This is a genomic window from Vibrio lentus, assembly GCF_002875945.1.
Taxonomy (GTDB): domain Bacteria; phylum Pseudomonadota; class Gammaproteobacteria; order Enterobacterales; family Vibrionaceae; genus Vibrio; species Vibrio apostichopi.
In genome coordinates, this window is the sequence record NZ_MCZK01000102.1 from 200,057 (window position 1) to 218,172 (window position 18,116).

16 protein-coding genes are annotated in these 18,116 nt (G+C 44.2%); 11 read left to right on the forward strand and 5 right to left on the reverse strand.

The window, feature by feature from the left end:
- Positions 1-206: 206 nt before the first annotated feature.
- Positions 207-1,070 (reverse strand): class A beta-lactamase, encoded by an 864-nt coding sequence (bla, locus tag BCT49_RS09465; protein WP_102435021.1) that lies wholly within the window; start codon positions 1,068-1,070, stop codon positions 207-209.
- Positions 1,071-1,262: 192 nt separating this feature from the next.
- On the opposite strand from bla, the gene BCT49_RS09470 reads away from it, so the two are divergent.
- Positions 1,263-2,306, forward strand: coding sequence for an endonuclease/exonuclease/phosphatase family protein (locus BCT49_RS09470; RefSeq protein ID WP_102435022.1), 1,044 nt, complete (start codon positions 1,263-1,265; stop codon positions 2,304-2,306).
- A 149-nt stretch (positions 2,307-2,455) separates the two neighbouring features.
- Here the strand turns inward: BCT49_RS09470 and BCT49_RS09475 are convergent, their stop codons facing one another.
- A complete protein-coding gene (locus BCT49_RS09475; RefSeq protein ID WP_102435023.1) occupies positions 2,456-3,088 on the reverse strand; it encodes a porin family protein in 633 nt (210 codons plus the stop codon).
- A gap of 410 nt (positions 3,089-3,498) precedes the next feature.
- Here BCT49_RS09475 and BCT49_RS09480 point away from each other — a divergent pair, with 410 nt between their 5' ends.
- The 7 genes from BCT49_RS09480 to BCT49_RS09510 all read left to right on the forward strand — a co-directional run bounded on the left by BCT49_RS09480 (position 3,499) and on the right by BCT49_RS09510 (position 10,484).
- Positions 3,499-3,813 (forward strand): winged helix-turn-helix domain-containing protein, encoded by a 315-nt coding sequence (locus BCT49_RS09480; RefSeq protein WP_102435024.1) that lies wholly within the window; start codon positions 3,499-3,501, stop codon positions 3,811-3,813.
- Positions 3,814-4,139: 326 nt separating this feature from the next.
- A complete protein-coding gene (gene rbsD / locus BCT49_RS09485) occupies positions 4,140-4,559 on the forward strand; it encodes a D-ribose pyranase (RefSeq protein WP_029222043.1) in 420 nt (139 codons plus the stop codon).
- 120 nt (positions 4,560-4,679) lie between these two features.
- Positions 4,680-6,185, forward strand: coding sequence for a ribose ABC transporter ATP-binding protein RbsA (gene rbsA, locus BCT49_RS09490; RefSeq protein WP_102435025.1), 1,506 nt, complete (start codon positions 4,680-4,682; stop codon positions 6,183-6,185).
- Positions 6,182-7,168 (forward strand): ribose ABC transporter permease, encoded by a 987-nt coding sequence (gene rbsC, locus BCT49_RS09495; RefSeq protein ID WP_017082395.1) that lies wholly within the window; start codon positions 6,182-6,184, stop codon positions 7,166-7,168. Before rbsA ends, rbsC begins: the two co-directional genes overlap by 4 nt.
- A 127-nt stretch (positions 7,169-7,295) precedes the next feature.
- The gene (gene rbsB / locus BCT49_RS09500; RefSeq protein WP_102435026.1) at positions 7,296-8,174 is read left to right on the forward strand and encodes a ribose ABC transporter substrate-binding protein RbsB; all 879 of its coding nucleotides are present in this window, start codon (positions 7,296-7,298) and stop codon (positions 8,172-8,174) included.
- Between the two features lie 229 nt (positions 8,175-8,403).
- Positions 8,404-9,330, forward strand: a complete 927-nt coding sequence (gene rbsK, locus BCT49_RS09505; RefSeq protein WP_102435027.1) for a ribokinase — start codon at positions 8,404-8,406, stop codon at positions 9,328-9,330.
- Between the two features lie 152 nt (positions 9,331-9,482).
- A complete protein-coding gene (locus BCT49_RS09510; protein ID WP_048663431.1) occupies positions 9,483-10,484 on the forward strand; it encodes a substrate-binding domain-containing protein in 1,002 nt (333 codons plus the stop codon).
- Between the two features lie 84 nt (positions 10,485-10,568).
- Here the strand turns inward: BCT49_RS09510 and BCT49_RS09515 are convergent, their stop codons facing one another.
- Together BCT49_RS09515 and BCT49_RS09520 are read right to left on the reverse strand one after the other, a co-directional pair.
- The gene (locus BCT49_RS09515; protein WP_102435028.1) at positions 10,569-11,360 is read right to left on the reverse strand and encodes a carbon-nitrogen hydrolase family protein; all 792 of its coding nucleotides are present in this window, start codon (positions 11,358-11,360) and stop codon (positions 10,569-10,571) included.
- Between the two features lie 131 nt (positions 11,361-11,491).
- Entirely contained in the window at positions 11,492-11,914 is a 423-nt protein-coding gene (locus BCT49_RS09520) for a lysozyme inhibitor LprI family protein (protein ID WP_102435029.1), read from the reverse strand.
- Positions 11,915-12,287: 373 nt separating this feature from the next.
- Here BCT49_RS09520 and BCT49_RS09525 point away from each other — a divergent pair, with 373 nt between their 5' ends.
- The 3 genes from BCT49_RS09525 to BCT49_RS09535 all read left to right on the forward strand — a co-directional run bounded on the left by BCT49_RS09525 (position 12,288) and on the right by BCT49_RS09535 (position 17,119).
- Positions 12,288-13,868, forward strand: coding sequence for an EAL domain-containing protein (locus BCT49_RS09525; protein WP_102435036.1), 1,581 nt, complete (start codon positions 12,288-12,290; stop codon positions 13,866-13,868).
- Between the two features lie 190 nt (positions 13,869-14,058).
- Complete coding sequence (locus BCT49_RS09530; RefSeq protein ID WP_102435037.1) at positions 14,059-16,512, forward strand: hybrid sensor histidine kinase/response regulator; 2,454 nt, start codon at positions 14,059-14,061, stop codon at positions 16,510-16,512.
- A gap of 208 nt (positions 16,513-16,720) precedes the next feature.
- Positions 16,721-17,119 carry a hypothetical protein gene (locus BCT49_RS09535; RefSeq protein ID WP_102435030.1) on the forward strand — a complete coding sequence of 133 codons (399 nt, stop codon included), beginning with the start codon at positions 16,721-16,723 and terminating at the stop codon, positions 17,117-17,119.
- Between the two features lie 57 nt (positions 17,120-17,176).
- On the opposite strand, the gene BCT49_RS09540 is transcribed toward BCT49_RS09535, so the two are convergent.
- Positions 17,177-18,076 carry a hypothetical protein gene (locus tag BCT49_RS09540; RefSeq protein ID WP_133151655.1) on the reverse strand — a complete coding sequence of 300 codons (900 nt, stop codon included), beginning with the start codon at positions 18,074-18,076 and terminating at the stop codon, positions 17,177-17,179.
- Between the last annotated feature and the right edge of the window lie 40 nt (positions 18,077-18,116).

Below are 18,116 nucleotides of genomic sequence, written 5' to 3' on the forward strand. Positions count from 1 at the left end.
TTCAACTTGATTAACCGGCTTTGAATGCACACCGTTAAAACAAGTATAGGTTCAAATCTAACATCATGTAATAACTAATAAAACCATCAGCACTCCATCTCTGACGGTTTATTTACAAATTACTCGGTTCGGTCTAAAGAAATAGAACGCGCTAGCACCGAAGCTGGGTCAGTGACTAGCGCGAAGTATCGTGAAGTGGGTATTAACTATTGAACGCGGTAATCATCAAAGATAAGTTCACCAATTTCATTTATCACAGTGTCACGCTCTGGAATGGTTAACTTGGTTTCTGTAAGAGAGATACTGATGATCAACGGAGCGCGAGTTTCACTCCACACGATAGCCGTGATAGCGCGTGAGCCATAAGCGCCCGCCCCTGACCTATCGGCAATCTTCCAACCATCAGGCAGGATCGAACGAATCATCCCATCAGAGACTTTGTTATCCTTCATCCAAGTCTTAAGCTGAGCTTTAGAAGCTTCTGATAGCACGTTGCCATACACCAATTCATTCAACGTTTTCACCATAGTGTTTGGTGTTGTGGTGTCACGAACATCACCCGGTCGAGCATGATTCAAATCGGGTTCGATATGGTCAAGACGCGTTTCGCGGTCTCCGATTGAACGCAAAAACTCTGTTAACCCGTTAGGCCCATCAATACCAGCTAACACTATATTAGCGGCCGTGTTGTCGCTCATTTCCATGGTTGCAGAACATGCACCTGTGAGTGAAATTTCTTTACCGACAAACGCTTTAGTCATCGGAGACCAAGCAATAAGCTCATCAGATTTAACCCCAACCTTAGACTCTAAATCTAACCCTTCATTTTCAGAATCATAGAGAAGATTGGCGCAAGCTAAGGTTTTGAAAGTGCTCATCATTGGAAAGCGCTCGTCGCCCTTATAACTCCATGTTTTCTTGGTTGCAGAATCATAAACAGAAACACCAATGCGCGCGGATACACGAGACTCGATTTGCTCAATAGACTCGGGATCCAAAGAATGACTCAATGACGGTGTAGAGAAGAAAGCGCTCAACAACACAAGAGCGAGAGAGGTATATTTTTTCATTGTAAAACCATAAAAAAGCGATCGATTGATCGTAGATAAAATTAAACTCGACACCTAAAAAGCATCGAGCGGAGAGAATCTAAGCAGAAAGCGACTCCCTAATCTAGAGCAAGTAAAAATAGCTGACTAAACCCGAACAATATCTTCACATTTTAGATATCCTTAAAGGAGTGATTTCAATAGGATTCAACCTTGAATAAACCAAACCACATAACATTCGCAACGTTCAATCTTTTGAACTACCTCGAACCACCGAATGCTTATTATGATTTTGAGAACATCTACAGCTTCGAGGAGTGGCAGAAGAAACAAGGCTGGATGGCTGAAGCGATTGGTTCATTAGATTGTGATGTGATCGGCTTCCAAGAGATATTTAGCCCGCAGTCTTTAGAGCAGTTAATGAATGATCTGGGTTATCCGTACTTTGCGGTTGTCGATTGCCCGCATGTTGAAGATGATTACCTGTATACCTCGCCTGTCGTGGGTATCGCCTCTCGCTACCCGATTGAAAATGTGCAGCCTGTGACACCGGATTTAGAGCTACTTTCAGCCTTCAATCTTGGCGACAAATTCTCATTCAACCGAACACCTGCTCACGCGACGATTACGTTACCCCATTTAGGTTCGACCGACTGTTATGTTGTGCACTTCAAATCGCAACGTCCAACCGAACCCAAAGCTGAACCGCCAGAATCCAGTGGCCGCTCAGCAGATAACAAACCGCAAAGCGACACCTTAGTTAAGCTTCATCAGGAACAACTAGGATCGTGGTTATCGAGTGTTCAACGTGGCCTAGAAGCTCAAATGCTGCATCAATACATCACCAATCAACGCTACCAAACCGATCAACCTGTTGTGTTGATGGGCGACTTTAACAAGCCCCTATTCAATGATGAGTTCAAAGGGCTGTTGAGCTATTCATTGAATCGAGATGAAGCGAGCAGACATTGGTTATCGCACTTCCGATTAAGAGACAGTTGGGATCTCTATCATCAGCTGCATGAAGAAGACTTGCTCGAACAGCGCAAACCAACCCACTACTACGGCGCTTCAGGGTCAGTTTTGGATTACATCTTGATGTCGAACGAGTTTGATTGTCAGAACTCATCAAGCTTGATGGAGATCTCTAACTACACAGTGCTAGACCATCACCTCATCAATCCTAGTTTTGAACACGACCAATTCAGTACTGACCATGCCATCGTCGCTGTCACCGCTCATATCCGTGAAGCCTAACTATTCGATTACATTCTCAATCAGATTCACCAAAGATAAGCATTAAAAAAGCCGCAGTTAAAAACTGCGGCTTTCCACTTTAGCCAAACGGGTTGAGCCAACCAACGCCCCATTTAGAAACCGATTTACCGTTTAGCAAAGTGTGAAACTTAAAAGTTGTAAGTTGCGCCAAGGTAGAATGAATCTAATACAACGTCTTTCTCAACTTTTCTCTGATTCCAACTGTAACCCTCGTAAGTTTCTACAGTAAATGCATCCGCTTCGTAACCAAGTCTTAGGCTAAATTCTGGATGTTTTATTGGTGTGTATTCAACACCAACCCCCAGACGAACACCTGTACCTGTATCGTCGAAGTCTGAACCTGAAGGACGCGAACCATCAGAGTTTTTCATATCTAAATCGATTGAAGATAATCCAATCGTACCAAATGGACGCACGCCATTATCAAATGTGTAGCCAAGATTTGCAGCAGCCGAAAATATTTGAGGAGTCCATGTAAAACCGTCTCCGCTTCGTGGGAATTTAGCAACAACATCACCGAAATCCGTGTACTGTAGTTCAAGTGATACAATACGGTTAAACCTGTAGCCTGCGATAATTCGGTAAGTATTGTCTTCTGCTTCAAAAGTCACCGGGTCGTTATTTCCCGAAAACATACCACCATCATCCACACCAGACGTACCGATTGCGCCGCCTAGGTAGAAACCACTATCTGCTGCCATTACATTGTTTGCTGCCACTGCTGACATCATAGCGATGCTTAGAATAAATTTGTTGTTCATTACCGTTTGACCTTACTTATTACAAATCAAGATTGATGCGCCTTCCTGTGCTTCGCAATCTTGTTAGAGTTATCCGACACCCCGTCGAATTCGCGAGCAGGTTAAGCTCACAGAAAACAAAAAAATAAATAAAAATATAACCACTTTGTAATTTCAAACAACAGAATCAGTAAAAACCAATTAAACACATGAATAATAACGAAATAAAAACCAACCATTTCTAGAAGAAAACCTCTCCTTGATTTTCAAACCATCCCATTTTTAGATTTTAATCACGTGAACTTACGCACGCTTACTTTCAGGAGTGGCGTTATTTCGCATAATCCGCGCGCTTTGATCATTCGCACACTTAGATAGCAGCGCAACCATCTTCAATCTCCACCATTCAAAATAAGACAAACCACAACATAATGAACCAGACCATAGACCTCAACGGCTTAATCATTGATATCGACTCTCGAACTATTACTAATCAACAGGGAAACAAAATCACTTTACGCCCTCACCTTTTGGCAGTGCTCTGTTTATTGCTAGAAAATACGGGAAGACCCATTTCGAAAGAACACATCGTTGATACCTGTTGGGACGGACAACTCTCATCTCCTCACGTTCTCGCCAACGTCGTCTATAACCTACGTAACGTCTTTGCTCGTTTGAGAGCTCCAAACATACAGATAATTACCATCAACAAGTTTGGCTACGCATTATCGGTTGAATCCACTTAGTGGCGAGAAGCTGGGGATTAGGAACAGCCATTGTCAGGCTAAACGGTGTGAATGACGCATCGTAAACATCTCCTCTTTCCATCCAATTCGATTCCCCCTAAAACCCCCATATTCATCAGTTTTGTTCGTGTTTATGCAACTAATCGAGGTGACTAAGATCACCAAAAAACACCCCATCGAAACGTTTCGATGATCGTTATCACACTCTAAAACAATCAAACGTGCAAATGATAAATCAGACACTATTATCACTATCGAAACGTTTCGATGGATTTTTCTTGAGTTGTTCTCAACCCATTAAACGTTATTTTTCGATAGGTCGTGATATGAAAAAAAGTACTCTAATTAATTCTGAACTCTCTTACTTAGTGGCGACTCTTGGCCACACAGATGAAATCACGATTTGTGACGCGGGCTTACCGATTCCAGACCACGTAACTCGTATTGATCTTGCATTGACTCACGGTGTACCAAGCTTTCAGCAAACGGTTAAAACCATGCTGGATGAATCTCAAATTGAAGGTGTTGTGATTGCAGAAGAGTTTGCGAAAGTAAGCCCAGAGCACCACGCTGCGCTGATTGATTTGATCAAGACAGAAGAAGCGCGTTGCGGCAAACCGCTTTCGATTACTTACATTACTCATGAAGAATTCAAAGAGCGCACGCATGAAAGCCGCGCGGTGATTCGCACAGGTGAATGCACACCATATGCGAATGTTATTTTCCAAGCTGGCGTAACGTTTTAAACCGAGTTTGTTTTTAACCCAAACTTAGCGTTTGAAGCAAAACGTAACGACAGTCCAGCGTCATTGCTGAACAAAGATAGACACAACCAAATACAACTGGCCCCGAGTAAAGGAACCGACATGACTCAAGCCATTTTAGAACTTAGTTCAATTGAGAAAGCCTTCCCTGGTGTGAAAGCACTGGATAAGGCAAGCCTCAACGTTTACCCAGGACGCGTAATGGCGTTAATGGGTGAAAACGGTGCAGGTAAATCAACGCTCATGAAAGTGCTCACCGGCATTTACCACTTGGATGGCGGCACTATCGCCTACCAAGGTAAACCAGCAGCATTTAAAGGACCTCGTGATTCACAACAAGCCGGCATTAGTATCATTCACCAAGAATTGAACCTAATTCCAGAGCTAACCATCGCCGAGAACATCTTCTTAGGTCGTGAAATCACAGGGACTATGGGTCGTATTCTTTGGAACGAAATGTACCAAGAAGCGGACAAGCTACTTAAACGTCTTAATGTAAAACACAGCTCGAAAACACTTTTAGGTCAGTTAAGCCTTGGTGAGCAACAAATGGTAGAGATCGCGAAAGCCCTATCGTTTGAATCTAAGGTAATCATCATGGATGAGCCAACGGATGCACTAACCGATACTGAAACTGAGTCGCTATTTAAAGTGATCAATGAGCTGCGTTCTGAAGGCTGCGGCATTGTTTACATATCTCACCGCTTGAAAGAGATTTTCGAGATTTGTGATGACATCACCGTGCTTCGTGACGGTAAATTCATTGGCCAGTGTGAAGTAAAAGACACCGATGAAGATGGCCTAATCGAAATGATGGTTGGTCGTAAGCTGGACGAGCAATATCCACGTATCGGCCAGAGCCACGGTGAAACCTGCCTTGAAGTGATTGGCCTGACGGGTTCTGGCGTTCATGACGTGAGCTTTACTCTAAAGCGCGGCGAAATCCTGGGTGTATCTGGCTTGATGGGTGCAGGTCGTACCGAACTGATGAAAGTGATTTACGGCGCTCTTCCGAGTGAGCGCGGTGTCATCAACTTAGAAAACAAAACCATTAACCCTGTTAGTCCAAAAGATGGCCTTGCCAATGGCATTGCATACATCTCTGAAGACCGTAAAGGCGATGGCTTGGTTCTAGGGCTTTCAGTAAAAGAAAACATGTCTTTATGTTCACTTGACCTACTGACTAACAAAGGTCAAATCCAACATAAAGATGAAGTGATGGCGGTTGATGACTTCATCAAACTGTTCAACATCAAGACCCCGACTCGCGAGCAAATCATCGGCAACCTTTCTGGTGGTAACCAACAGAAAGTGGCTATCGCTAAAGGCTTGATGACCAAACCAAAAGTACTGATTCTCGACGAGCCCACTCGTGGTGTCGATGTCGGTGCTAAGAAAGAAATTTACCAACTCATTAATAAATTCAAAGCCGACGGCATGAGCATTATTTTAGTCTCATCTGAAATGCCAGAAGTGTTAGGAATGAGTGACCGCATCATGGTGATGCATGAAGGCCGTGTAAGCGGTGAATTTGATGCTAAAGAAGCAAACCAAGAATTATTACTGGCGTGTGCGGTCGGTAAAAAGATCAACGAGGACGCAGCATGAGTACTAAAACCATGAGCAAAACAACTGAAGCTCCAAAGAAAAAACCGTTAATCAGCAAAGAGTGGCTGATTGATCAAAAGTCATTGATTGCTTTGATCTTCCTGATTGTTGTCGTTTCTTTCTTAAACCCGAACTTCTTTACGGTCGACAACATCCTGAACATTCTGCGCCAAACCTCGGTTAACGCAATCATCGCTGTGGGTATGACGTTGGTTATCTTAACCGCAGGTATCGACTTGAGTGTCGGTTCTGTACTTGCACTTTGTGGCGCGTTCGCTGCCAGCATGATTGGCATGGAAATCCCTGTGATGATCGCAGTGCCAACCGCTCTAGTAGCAGGTGCAGCATTGGGTGCAATCAGTGGTGTGATTATCGCCAAGGGTAAGGTTCAAGCTTTCATCGCAACGCTTGTAACCATGACTCTATTGCGCGGCGTAACCATGGTTTACACAGATGGCCGTCCTATCTCAACAGGCTTCACTGACACAGCAGACGCATTCGCTTGGTTCGGTACAGGCTACGCAATGGGCATCCCAGTTCCAGTATGGATCATGGTCGTGGTATTCGCAGCGGTATGGTACCTACTTAACCACACTCGCTTTGGTCGCTACGTTTACGCTCTTGGTGGCAACGAATCAGCAACTCGCCTATCAGGCATCGACGTAGACAAAGTAAAAATCGGTGTTTACGCAATCTGTGGTCTGTTAGCAGCGGTTGCAGGCATCATCGTGGCATCGCGTTTGTCATCAGCTCAACCTACCGCAGGTATGGGTTATGAATTAGACGCCATCGCAGCCGTAGTTCTTGGCGGCACAAGCTTAGCCGGCGGTCGTGGTCGCATCATGGGCACATTGATTGGTGCTCTGATTATCGGCTTCCTAAACAACGCCCTAAACCTATTAGACGTATCTTCTTACTACCAGATGATTGCAAAAGCAGTGGTTATTCTTCTGGCGGTATTGGTCGACAACAAAAACAAATAAAACCTATTCATACTCTAGGTTAATACAAGTAACACCCTGTTTTACCTTTAAATATTAGAATCTATAAATAATGTAACTACGAGCTAGGACTCACCTCCTAGCTCACCCTACACAAAGGACTTACACCATGAAAAAATTAGCGACTCTTATTTCTGCTGCTCTTCTTTCTACAACGGTATCTGTGTCTGCACAGGCGCAAGATACAATGGCAATCGTTCTGTCTACATTGAACAACCCATTCTTCGTAACCATGAAAGATGGCGCAGAAGCGAAAGCGGAAGAGCTAGGCTACAAGCTTATCGTTCTTGATTCTCAAAACGACCCAAGCAAAGAGCTTTCGAACATTGAAGATCTAACCATTCGTGGTGTTAAAGCAATCCTGATTAACCCAACGGATTCAGATGCTGTGTCTAACGCTATTCGTATTGCTAACCGCTCAGACATCCCAGTATTAACGCTAGACCGTGGCGCAAGCCGTGGTGACGTAGTGAGCCACATTGCTTCTGATAACGTAATCGGCGGTGAAATGGCGGGTCACTACATCATGGAAAAAGTGGGCGAAAAAGCGAAAGTAATACAACTTGAAGGTATCGCAGGTACTTCAGCAGCTCGTGAACGTGGTGAAGGCTTCATGAACGCAGTAAACGGCAGCGACCTTGAGCTTCTTGCAAGCCAACCTGCTGATTTCGACCGTACTAAAGGTCTGAACGTAATGGAAAACTTGCTTGCAGCTAACCCAGACGTACAAGCCGTATTTGCTCAGAACGATGAAATGGCACTGGGTGCACTTCGCGCAGTTCAAGCTTCAGGTAAAGACGTAATGATCGTTGGTTTTGATGGCACTGAAGACGGCATCGCAGCGGTTAACCGTGGCCTACTTGGCGCGACGGTTGCACAACAACCTGACCTAATCGGTTCTCTAGGTGTTGAAATGGCAGACAAAGTACTGAAAGGCGAAACAGTAGACGAGTACGTACCAGTACCTCTAAAAATCATCGCTAAGTAAGCTTGTTTGTTACTAAGTAATTCAGTTTAACGCTGAAATCTAATTAAGCAGGGAGTCCCCTATCTCCCTGCTCATTAGCTCACTGACTCAAGACAAAAACAAAAAAACCGACAGTGCATCGCTGTTTCTCATACGCCGTCTAGCTAGGCGAGCGATTTACGTAATGACAATTAACGTAATGAGAAAGACCCATGCATTTTCAAATACGATATATCATAAGGCTCGTATCATGACTCAACTGATTGTTTTAGGTAGCGTTAACGCTGACCACGTACTGCAAGTTCCTTCGTTCCCTCGTCCGGGTGAAACCTTGATTGGCGGTAACTATCAGGTCATCCCTGGCGGCAAAGGCGCAAACCAAGCAGTGGCCGCAGCGCGATTAAACGCAGATATTGGCTTTATCGCCTGTGTCGGTGACGACCCATTTGGCATCAATATCCGTCAAGATTTCGCCAAAGACGGCATCAACATCGACGGCGTGATCGTTGCAGACAACACGCCAACAGGCATTGCGATGATTCAAGTATCCGCAACGGGTGAAAACAGCATTTGTCTTTCTGCTGAAGCCAACAACAAGCTGACTTGCGACCAAATTGAACCGCACCTAGAGAAGATTCGCGGTGCTAAATACCTACTGACTCAGCTTGAAACGCCAATTGAAGGCATTGAATACGCAGCAAAAGTAGCGAAGGAAAGCGGCACTCAAGTGATTCTAAACCCGGCTCCTGCTCGTCCATTATCAGATTCATTGCTTGCTTGTGTTGATGTGATTACACCTAACGAAACCGAAGCTGAAGTACTGACAGGCATTACCGTGACTGACAGCTCATCCGCTCATCAGGCAGCTTTGGCTCTGCACGCGAAAGGCATCGAGACTGTGATGATCACACTTGGCGCGAAAGGCGTTTGGGTAAGTAAAAACGATAAAGGCGAGCTAATCGCAGGTTTCCGTGTTGAAGCGACAGACACAACCGCTGCTGGTGACACCTTCAACGGCGCATTGGTGACAGGCTTGCTTGAAGACATGCCACTTGAGCGCGCGATTAAGTTTGCTCATGCCGCGGCTGCTATTTCAGTGACTCGCTTTGGCGCTCAGACGTCAATCCCAAGCCGAGCTGAAACTGATGCGTTTCTATCAGAGCAATTATCAGCTTAGCTTGATATCTATTTGAAGGCTTAACTCCTGAGCTAAACCGTCGTTAACGGGTGTTAGCCTTCAAATTCGGTAACAACAAATAACAAGCATAAGCCCCTGTATTCAGGCAGAATATCGCGCAACGTGGCAAGTTACTCCCACAAGGATTTTTTATGGCAACAATGAAAGACGTCGCTCGGCTAGCAAAGGTTTCAACTTCAACCGTCAGCCATGTGATCAACAAGTCACGTTTTGTCAGTGAAGAGATAGCTGAGCGTGTTAACAGTGCGGCTAAAGAACTCAACTACGCACCGTCTGCATTGGCTCGTAGTTTGAAAATGAAGCAAACCAAAACCTTAGGCATGCTGGTAACTACCTCAACTAACCCATTCTTTGGTGAAGTAGTGAAAGGTGTTGAGCGTCGTTGCTACGAGAAAGGTTACAACCTTATCTTGTGTAACACGGAAGGCGACAGCGAGCGCATGAAGTCATCTATCGATACTTTGCTGCAGAAGCGTGTTGATGGCCTAATGCTGATGTGTTCAACCCTTGAAGGTGAGCACATTGACGTATTTGAACGCTACCCAGAATTACCTATCGTTGTGATGGACTGGGGCCCAATGTTGTTCGCGAGCGATAAGATCCAAGACAACTCGCATCAAGGTGGTTACATGGCAACCAAGCACTTGATCGATAACGGCCACTCTCAAATTGGGTGTATCACTGGCCCACTGCACCGCAATCAAGCATCGTCTCGTTATCAAGGCTTCAAGCAAGCGATGGAAGAAGCAAAGCTTGAGATCAACCCTAAGTGGATTGTTGAATCAAACTTCGAATGCGATGGCGGTTTTGACTCATACCAAACCTTAAAAGCGCGTGGCGAGATGCCATCGGCACTGTTTGTTAGCAATGACATGATGGCAATGGGTGTGATTCACGCTGCGGCTCAAGATGGCACATCGATTCCAAATGATCTTTCAATCATTGGCTACGATGACATCCACTTGTCGAAGTACATGACACCCGCTTTAAGCACTATCCACCAGCCAAAACACCGTTTAGGTAAAGCGGCCGTAGATACTCTATTGAACCGACTCAAAACCCCTGATGCGTATCCGCAGGTTGTTGAGTTAGAGCCAACGTTAGTTGAACGAAGCAGCGTAAAAGCGATTTAGTGCGCCTTTCTACAAATCAAAACAACAAAGGGCAAGGTTATCTAACCTTGCCCTTTTCGACTCTAATGCGTTTCACTTGTCTTATTAACGACTCAACGCAGACGCTATCTGCTGTATTTCGTCTAACACATCAACACCATTGTATTGAGGCGCAATAGACAAGTCTTGAATATCGATCGTTTCAACAGACTGATGCTCACTGAGTTGAAGCATTAAATCTCCCTTCGGTGAATAGATTCTGCTGCCACCACAATATGTCGCGGTAAAGGCATCAACCACATCTTGCCCAACGCGATTACAAGTGACGATATGACAGCCTTCTTCTAGCGCTCTTGCTTGTGCAATGGCAAAGCTATGATGACCACCAAAATTCGCAGGATGAAGAATAACGTCTACCGACTGATACGCTCTCATGATCTCTGGGAACCAAATATCAAAGCAAATCGCGACACCGAACTTCAAGCCTTTAAAGTCGAATGTCAGTAACTCACTTCCTCTAGAAAAGTACTCTTTGTCGAATTTCGTTTGACTGACTTTTCTGTATTTATGACGTACACCTGAGCCATCAACCACCACAACGCTGTTGTAATGCTGGCCATCATCTTCCTCTGCGATACCAGCAACGATTAACGTCTGATGTTTCTCGGCAAGAGCAGTTAACGAATCAATGGTCGGGCTGTTATTGAAATCTTCACACAGTTCATGAATTTCTGCAGCCTCGTTAAAGATATATCCAGTAGAAAACAGTTCTGGCAGTAACGTGATATCACCCACTGACGTCTCGGCTTCTAAAAGCTCAGAGACTCGTGAGAGGTTCTTTTGTTTGTTTTTGTATTCAACTTCAAGCTGAACGAGGGTGATGCTGACACTATCCAAAATCGAATCCTTACTGGGTAACACTTCAAACCTGATACTAAGAACGACAGAGTAAGATAATCCCCTCTCACTTACTGATGCGAACGCCAACGGTTGAAGCAAGCGCACACTCTCATAAGCACTCAGTTCATCTACTTCATCAGCTTGGGCTCTGGCAAAACTGGAGGAGTGCTGTCCATGTAGGTTAAGAAGTTTTCCCACACCTCATGCGTTCTTTGTTTAGTCAGCTTAGTTTTGCAAGAAAGCGCCATAAGACCTCGAATTGATCCATCACGCCACTGGGTATACACCGAGTCACAATGTGCTGTCATGTAAGCTTGCCAACTGTCTTGAGCAACCTTGATTGAACTGACTAACTCCGCATCATATGCATTGTGTTCAAAGCTCGCTTCAAGGTATTGATCAAGTTCCACTAGTGCAGTTTCCAACTCGATCGATGCACAGTGATTGATCTCTATGGTATTCATTGCATTCTCGCAATCGACAACTGGTTGATCGGCTAGTACAGAGCCAGAAAGAAAAACGAGTGCGATTACTGATATCAATCTTTTCATAAACATCCTAAATATTGTCACCAGAGAATGGTTCGATGACATTTCCATATAACTTTATTAACTTGTTACCTTATCAGCTAACTCACTTATACAAGGCTCAATATTTAAACTTCCTTCAATACTTAAGCAAATAACATCAAATTTTATCGGGATATAAAATGTTGTTATACGTATAAATAATGAAAAATCGTTCCAAAGTAGCTAAGAAAAAATGAGATAACATCAAGATTTAGCTAGCAAAAATGGAAGACATATTATTTTTATCAATAATCCATGCGCACATTCACAATATTTATTATTACTATTGATACGCAATCATTAAATTTATAAATTAACTTGAATGCTCACCCAAATCGGTAACGCTTCTCCAACTATGGATATCAAGTACCAACATTTTGCCAAGACTTCGTTCTACTTTGCCATTTCTTTCTTTTTTTCTATGGCATTGCTTATCCCTTTTACACCGTCTCACTACCAGAATTTAACGGAAGACACATCGAGGCTTGTCGAAACAAGGCTTGAGAGCATTCAATCTAGGTTTGACCTTTTTCTATCAAGCATCACACAGGACCACACTTGCGACTCGATGGTTAGACAACTTCGCCAAAACGTTTTTGATGCCGATTGGGTAAAAGAAGCGGCGGTATTCAATAAAGACGATCGTTTTTACTGCTCGACTACCGATGGCGAAGTCTCGTTTCGCCTGTACAGCACCATCAGACAACGACTCAATGACGACCCTAACTTAACAACCTTGTCGTATTCAAATTCAGCGATCACTCAAGTGCAATCCATCATGCTGATTTTCTCTAACAAGGAACAGGCGGGCGTGAGCCTAATGATCCCACCACATTTCATCTATGACATTGTAGAGACAAACCTCAGCAAGCACGGAATTCAGGCCCAAGTTGAGGTGATTAAAAAAGATATCCACCCTTCTGAGGCTGCGCCGTCTATAGCCAAGGTACGGATACAATCGAATGCTTACCCGCTGACCATAACGTCATACATTGGCTATCAGTATTATTGGAACTTCCTGTTGGATTATTTGTGGTTTGGCTTTCTAATGGCCGGAATCACCACCATTGTTATCCTTTCCATCAAACACAAGAAACAAAGCCAGCGTAGCTTAGAATACTCACTGTCTAGCGCACTCAAAAACAAACACCTACATGTTCACATGCAGCCTATCGTCAACCGAAATACAACCGAAATCGTAGGCTGTGAGTCGCTGCTCAGGTGGAACGACCCTATTGAAGGCAATGTGTCCCCCGCCATCTTCATTCCTCTGGCTGAAAGCTTAGGGTTGATTGAAGACCTGACCTACTTTGTGCTGCGTGAAGTGCTGTACACAATGAAGAATCATCGTGAGCTGTTTGAGTCCAAGTACATCAGCGTCAATATCAGCCGAAACGTTGTCTCTAACAGCAACTTCGCCAACAAAGTCATTAGCATCTATAAGAAGAACCCAGACATTCTCAAGCAGGTGGTTTTTGAAGTCACAGAAGATGGCGAGTGTTCTGATGCGGATATGGTGAAGATCAAAAACAACTTAACCAAGCTTGCTGATCTAGGAGTGAGAGTCGCGATTGATGACTTTGGTACTGGCTACGCAGGATTAGATTTTGTGAGACAATTTCCGTTCAGCATTCTCAAAATCGATCGCGTGTTTGTGAAAAACATTTCTGACGAATCTAGCCTTGGTATTCCTTTGCTTGAATCAATGCTTCAGCTATCCCGCACCTTAGGGATGCAAGTGATCGTCGAAGGGGTTGAGTACGAATCTCAAGTGAACATCTTGTCTAAACTGGGCGTCGACTATATCCAGGGCTTCTATTTCTATAAGCCAATGCCAATCAACCTGACGATAAGCTTACTCAGACAGCAACATGTAGATTCTAGTCATGCTCTTCAAGAGGCATCGCCTTCTACAACAGAGGTAGAGCAACTCTAAATCGAATCGATACCTTATGTGTCACTCGATGTTTGCCTATTCCTCAAACAAGTAGAGCTAGTGCACTGTTTTAGTGCCCTAGCTCTACTTTTAGCTATCTACCTTACCCAACCACACTCTATGCATTTGTACACTTAACAATCTAACCTACACTAACAACAGACCTTTAGTGTGTGGAATGCGTGCCTTTATGTTTGTGAGTTGGTTTGATGAACTATCCCTGCAACGAAAATTATTAGTTAGCTTCTCTACCCCTATTGCCCTGATGGTTTTGGTGTCGTTTTCTGTCCATCAAAACACGCAATCAATGGTCGAGGATAACCACTGGGTGGTACACACTCACAAAGCCATTGCACGAGCTCAAGAACTTCTTAACCTAGCCATTGATATGGAAACAGGCCAACGTGGATACCTGATTACGGGTGACCCTGTATTTCTAGAGCCTTATCACCTTTCTCTAGATGTTTGGAATCAAAAAATTAATACACTCAGTATCCAGGTCAGCGATAACCCGCCACAAGTTGAACGTCTTAAGCGCATCGATGATCTACACGATCTTTGGTTAAAAGAAGCCGGAGAAAAAGAAATAGCCCAGCGTAGCCTCGTTGGCAGTGGTAACAGTTCGATGCAAAACGTCATTGAACTGACTCAGAAACAGACCGGAAAGAAAATCATTGATGAAGTTCGAAACGAGATAGCTGAATTCATAGAAATTGAACAGAAACTCATCCAGATTCGAGTCGAAAAGTCCGACAACTCCGCGAACCAAACCACTTACGTATTGCTGCTTGGGACGCTATTTTCAACGTTTATCTCGCTGCTCGTTGCTGCATGGTCGTCAAACCGCATTAAGAAACGCATTCATATACTTCTTAACGCCGCCAATCAGGTAGCGGCAGGACATCTAAAACAAGTCGCTTCAATGCTTAACCAGAACCCTAGCCAAAGAGGGACGGATGAAGTCGCTCAGCTAACCCAAAGTTTCCATAAAATGGCGACCAATCTGGTTAAAAGTGACAATCAGATGCAAGCGTCGAATCAAGAGCTGATCGCTGAACGTAAAAAAGCCGAAGCCGCCGCCAAAGCAAAAAGCGAATTCCTTTCAACCATGAGCCACGAGATACGTACGCCAATGAATGGCGTGCTCGGCATATCTCAAATCATCGCAGCGCAAACCAAAGAGCCGTCGACCAAAGAGAACATCGATATCATCCTTGATTCTGGTCAGCACCTTATGACTATACTCAACGACATCCTCGATTTCTCTAAAGTCGAAGAGAATAAGCTCGAACTGGAAATCGCTCCGTTCAACTTTAATCAAGTCATTCATCCAGTCAGCGGTGCAATCAAACCTATGGCCGATGAAAAAAGTATCCGCTTGATCGTCGAAAACGAAATCCCTGAAAATATCGAGCTCATTGGTGATTGCGCGCGACTTCGTCAAATCTTGTTCAATCTAGGCGGTAACGCAACCAAGTTCACCAATGACGGGCATGTGCTGATTCAAGCGGTACTCAACAAGCAAGAAAGCCGGTTACTTCTCACTGTCACTGATACCGGGATCGGCATCCCGAAAGATAAGCATCAACATATCTTTAATTCTTTTGAACAAGCAGACACATCGACGACGAGGAAGTTTGGTGGTACAGGGCTCGGGCTTGCTATCGTTAAGAACTTGGTCGAGTTGATGGACGGTCAAATCACCTTAAACAGCGCTGTCGGGCTTGGCACCAAATTCCAGGTGTCGTTGCCTATCAAGTGGCAAGAAAGCCAAGCAGCACATGCAGTCCCTAACTTAATCAGCACGGCAGAGCCTTTCAAGAACCCACTGAACGTACTACTTGTCGAAGACAATCGCATTAACGCAATTGTTGCCAAAGGTTTCTGTGAAAACCTTGGATACAATGTAGAGCTCGCAGAAAATGGAAGAATCGCAACCGAATACCTAAAAACCGCTGAGTATGATCTGATTTTGATGGATAACCACATGCCCGAAATGAATGGGGTTGAAGCAACTCAGTTTATTAGGCAACAGCTTGGTTTAGAGACTCTGATCTTTGCTTACACTGCCGATGTTTTCCGCGAAGCCCATGACAGTTTCATTGAAGCTGGCGCAGACCACATTTTAACCAAGCCCTTACAACAAGAGAGTTTCTTCGACGCGCTGCAACAGTTTTCGGCACGCTTGCCTAAACCACCCAAAGGCGACCAAGCCGCATGCCAAACAAGCAACATCATAGAGCTACATCGAGAACCCATTGAAAGGCTTCGACTGACAGAGGAAGAGATAAGTCATTCTGATGTCATTCAATCGTTTAAGGAGAGTCACGACCGTTTAATCATACTCTTAGAATCAACAACCGTAGAATTTGAAAAATCCATCGACCAACTTATCAAGTTCTATATGACAAAAGATCTAGCCTTGTTGAGACGAACTCTACACTCGATTAAAGGGATGGCACTCAACCTCGGGCTCAGCATCTTATCCAATCAAGCCCTGACTCTAGAAACACAAACGAAGAACCAACAACTGCCCGACATCGAGCAACTACAGAAGCTGATCAACCGCATCTTGGTCAACGAACATCAAGCGCAGAGAATGATCATCGCCTACGCTCCGCAATTACCTAATCGAACAGGCTAAGTACGCGAGAGTAATCAACACCACCTTTCTCTTGGCGAACAAACTCTGCCTAAGTCGCCATTAACGCTATCTAGTGAGCAGCCAATCAACCAGACATTCCTTGTTACATAAGGCACTCAAAAACAACGAAAGAAAACGCGAAGACGATGGGTCTCCTTGGAGGAACATTTAATTTCATCGCATCGTTGAGTGCATTAAAAGGAATATCATGGAAAAGAAACTTCAAACGAAATTGGCGACGAGCCTACTGCTGCTGAGAGTCGGCATTTTTATCGTCTTCTTGTTCTGGGGCTTGGATAAGATTCTGGTACCAGAGCACGCTACAAAGGTGCTGTCTGGCTTTTACGGCATCAACATCTCGGATAACGCGATGATGGCGTTGGGTGTTGCTCAGCTTGGGTTTTTAGGCGCGTTCGTTGTGGGCATGTGGAAGAAGTACACCTACGGTGCGGTTTTGGTCCTGCATGCAGGTTCCACCTTCGCGTCTTTCGCGAAGTACATGGACCCGTTCAATAACCTACTGTTCTTTGCCTCTTGGCCAATGCTCGCAGCCTGTGTCGCACTCTTCTTATTGCGTGACTACGACACTTACAGCGTTTCCAACTAACACAAAGGGCGCCTGTTATAGGCGCCCTCTTTGGTTGGCTTAGTTCTTAAAGGTTTGTTAACTATTTTGTTTCGCCTTTCGTAGTTCTTCAAATGCAGAATGCAACTCTTTTACTCGTCGAAACGTATTGAATAGGGATACTCCATTAAAAGGCACCACTCCCGATTGCAATATTCCTCCAGCACTGCCGGGATAGAAGGAGAGAAGTATACGATTTTTATTTACAGAGGACACAAATTCGGTCAACTGCTCTTTGTTCACCTGACTCAGAAACGTGGTTACCGGATCGGTGTCTTCTGGATAAGCTCTAGGGATGTTAAACCAAGTTTTTGACGCCACCTCATTTAGAGCTTTCGCTGCAATACTAAAATTAGATTGCACTTTCGGTACCGATAAGAATACGTTGGTATATTTCCCAGTAAATTGGTGTACTTGAATTGACATCGCAACCAACCTTTTACGTTTCAAATCGATTTCATGTCCTCTGCCATTTTGATACGAGACTAGAAACAACTTTTCATGCTTATTCTTAGAATTTCTAATCTTTTCGGACGTTTCTAGAGTTTCAGACGCATAAATTTCACAGTCAGTCACAAGTGAACCAACCTCTGTAAAAAAGGCATTTAACTCGCCCCACGCCTGCAGTTTTATGTTGGCTAATAGTTGTGACTTCCAGTTTGAGGTAGCACTTGCGTAAGCAACTAGAAAACCAATAACAGTAACTAGTGAGCTAACTATAGCAACTTTCATTTCATCACTAAGTGCATGCAGCCAAGCCATAAGTTCGTCGCAAGAGTATGCTGGATGACCAAACAGACCTTCACTAAAGTATCGAAGAACTAGCATAGTAATTAACACACCATATAGATTGCCCAACAAAAACCGGAAAAGGACGGTAAAGCTAATCCATAGATAAAAAAGGATCGTTTTAGCAAACGGTAAGTACTTTTGACTCAAACACAACCTCCTAAATAGTTAACGAATGACATGGATTCCC

What these genes read in the sequence shown, in the direction of transcription:
- BCT49_RS09510 (WP_048663431.1), top strand. Translation starts at nt 9,483, where the DNA reads ATGGCAACAATGAAAGACGTCGCTCGGCTAGCAAAGGTTTCAACTTCA.
- rbsD (WP_029222043.1), top strand. Translation starts at nt 4,140, where the DNA reads ATGAAAAAAAGTACTCTAATTAATTCTGAACTCTCTTACTTAGTGGCG.
- BCT49_RS09480 (WP_102435024.1), top strand. Translation starts at nt 3,499, where the DNA reads ATGAACCAGACCATAGACCTCAACGGCTTAATCATTGATATCGACTCT.
- rbsK (WP_102435027.1), top strand. Translation starts at nt 8,404, where the DNA reads ATGACTCAACTGATTGTTTTAGGTAGCGTTAACGCTGACCACGTACTG.
- bla (WP_102435021.1), bottom strand. Translation starts at nt 1,070, where the DNA reads ATGAAAAAATATACCTCTCTCGCTCTTGTGTTGTTGAGCGCTTTCTTC.
- BCT49_RS09475 (WP_102435023.1), bottom strand. Translation starts at nt 3,088, where the DNA reads ATGAACAACAAATTTATTCTAAGCATCGCTATGATGTCAGCAGTGGCA.
- BCT49_RS09535 (WP_102435030.1), top strand. Translation starts at nt 16,721, where the DNA reads ATGGAAAAGAAACTTCAAACGAAATTGGCGACGAGCCTACTGCTGCTG.
- rbsC (WP_017082395.1), top strand. Translation starts at nt 6,182, where the DNA reads ATGAGTACTAAAACCATGAGCAAAACAACTGAAGCTCCAAAGAAAAAA.
- rbsB (WP_102435026.1), top strand. Translation starts at nt 7,296, where the DNA reads ATGAAAAAATTAGCGACTCTTATTTCTGCTGCTCTTCTTTCTACAACG.
- BCT49_RS09520 (WP_102435029.1), bottom strand. Translation starts at nt 11,914, where the DNA reads ATGAAAAGATTGATATCAGTAATCGCACTCGTTTTTCTTTCTGGCTCT.
- rbsA (WP_102435025.1), top strand. Translation starts at nt 4,680, where the DNA reads ATGACTCAAGCCATTTTAGAACTTAGTTCAATTGAGAAAGCCTTCCCT.
- BCT49_RS09525 (WP_102435036.1), top strand. Translation starts at nt 12,288, where the DNA reads ATGGATATCAAGTACCAACATTTTGCCAAGACTTCGTTCTACTTTGCC.
- BCT49_RS09530 (WP_102435037.1), top strand. Translation starts at nt 14,059, where the DNA reads ATGTTTGTGAGTTGGTTTGATGAACTATCCCTGCAACGAAAATTATTA.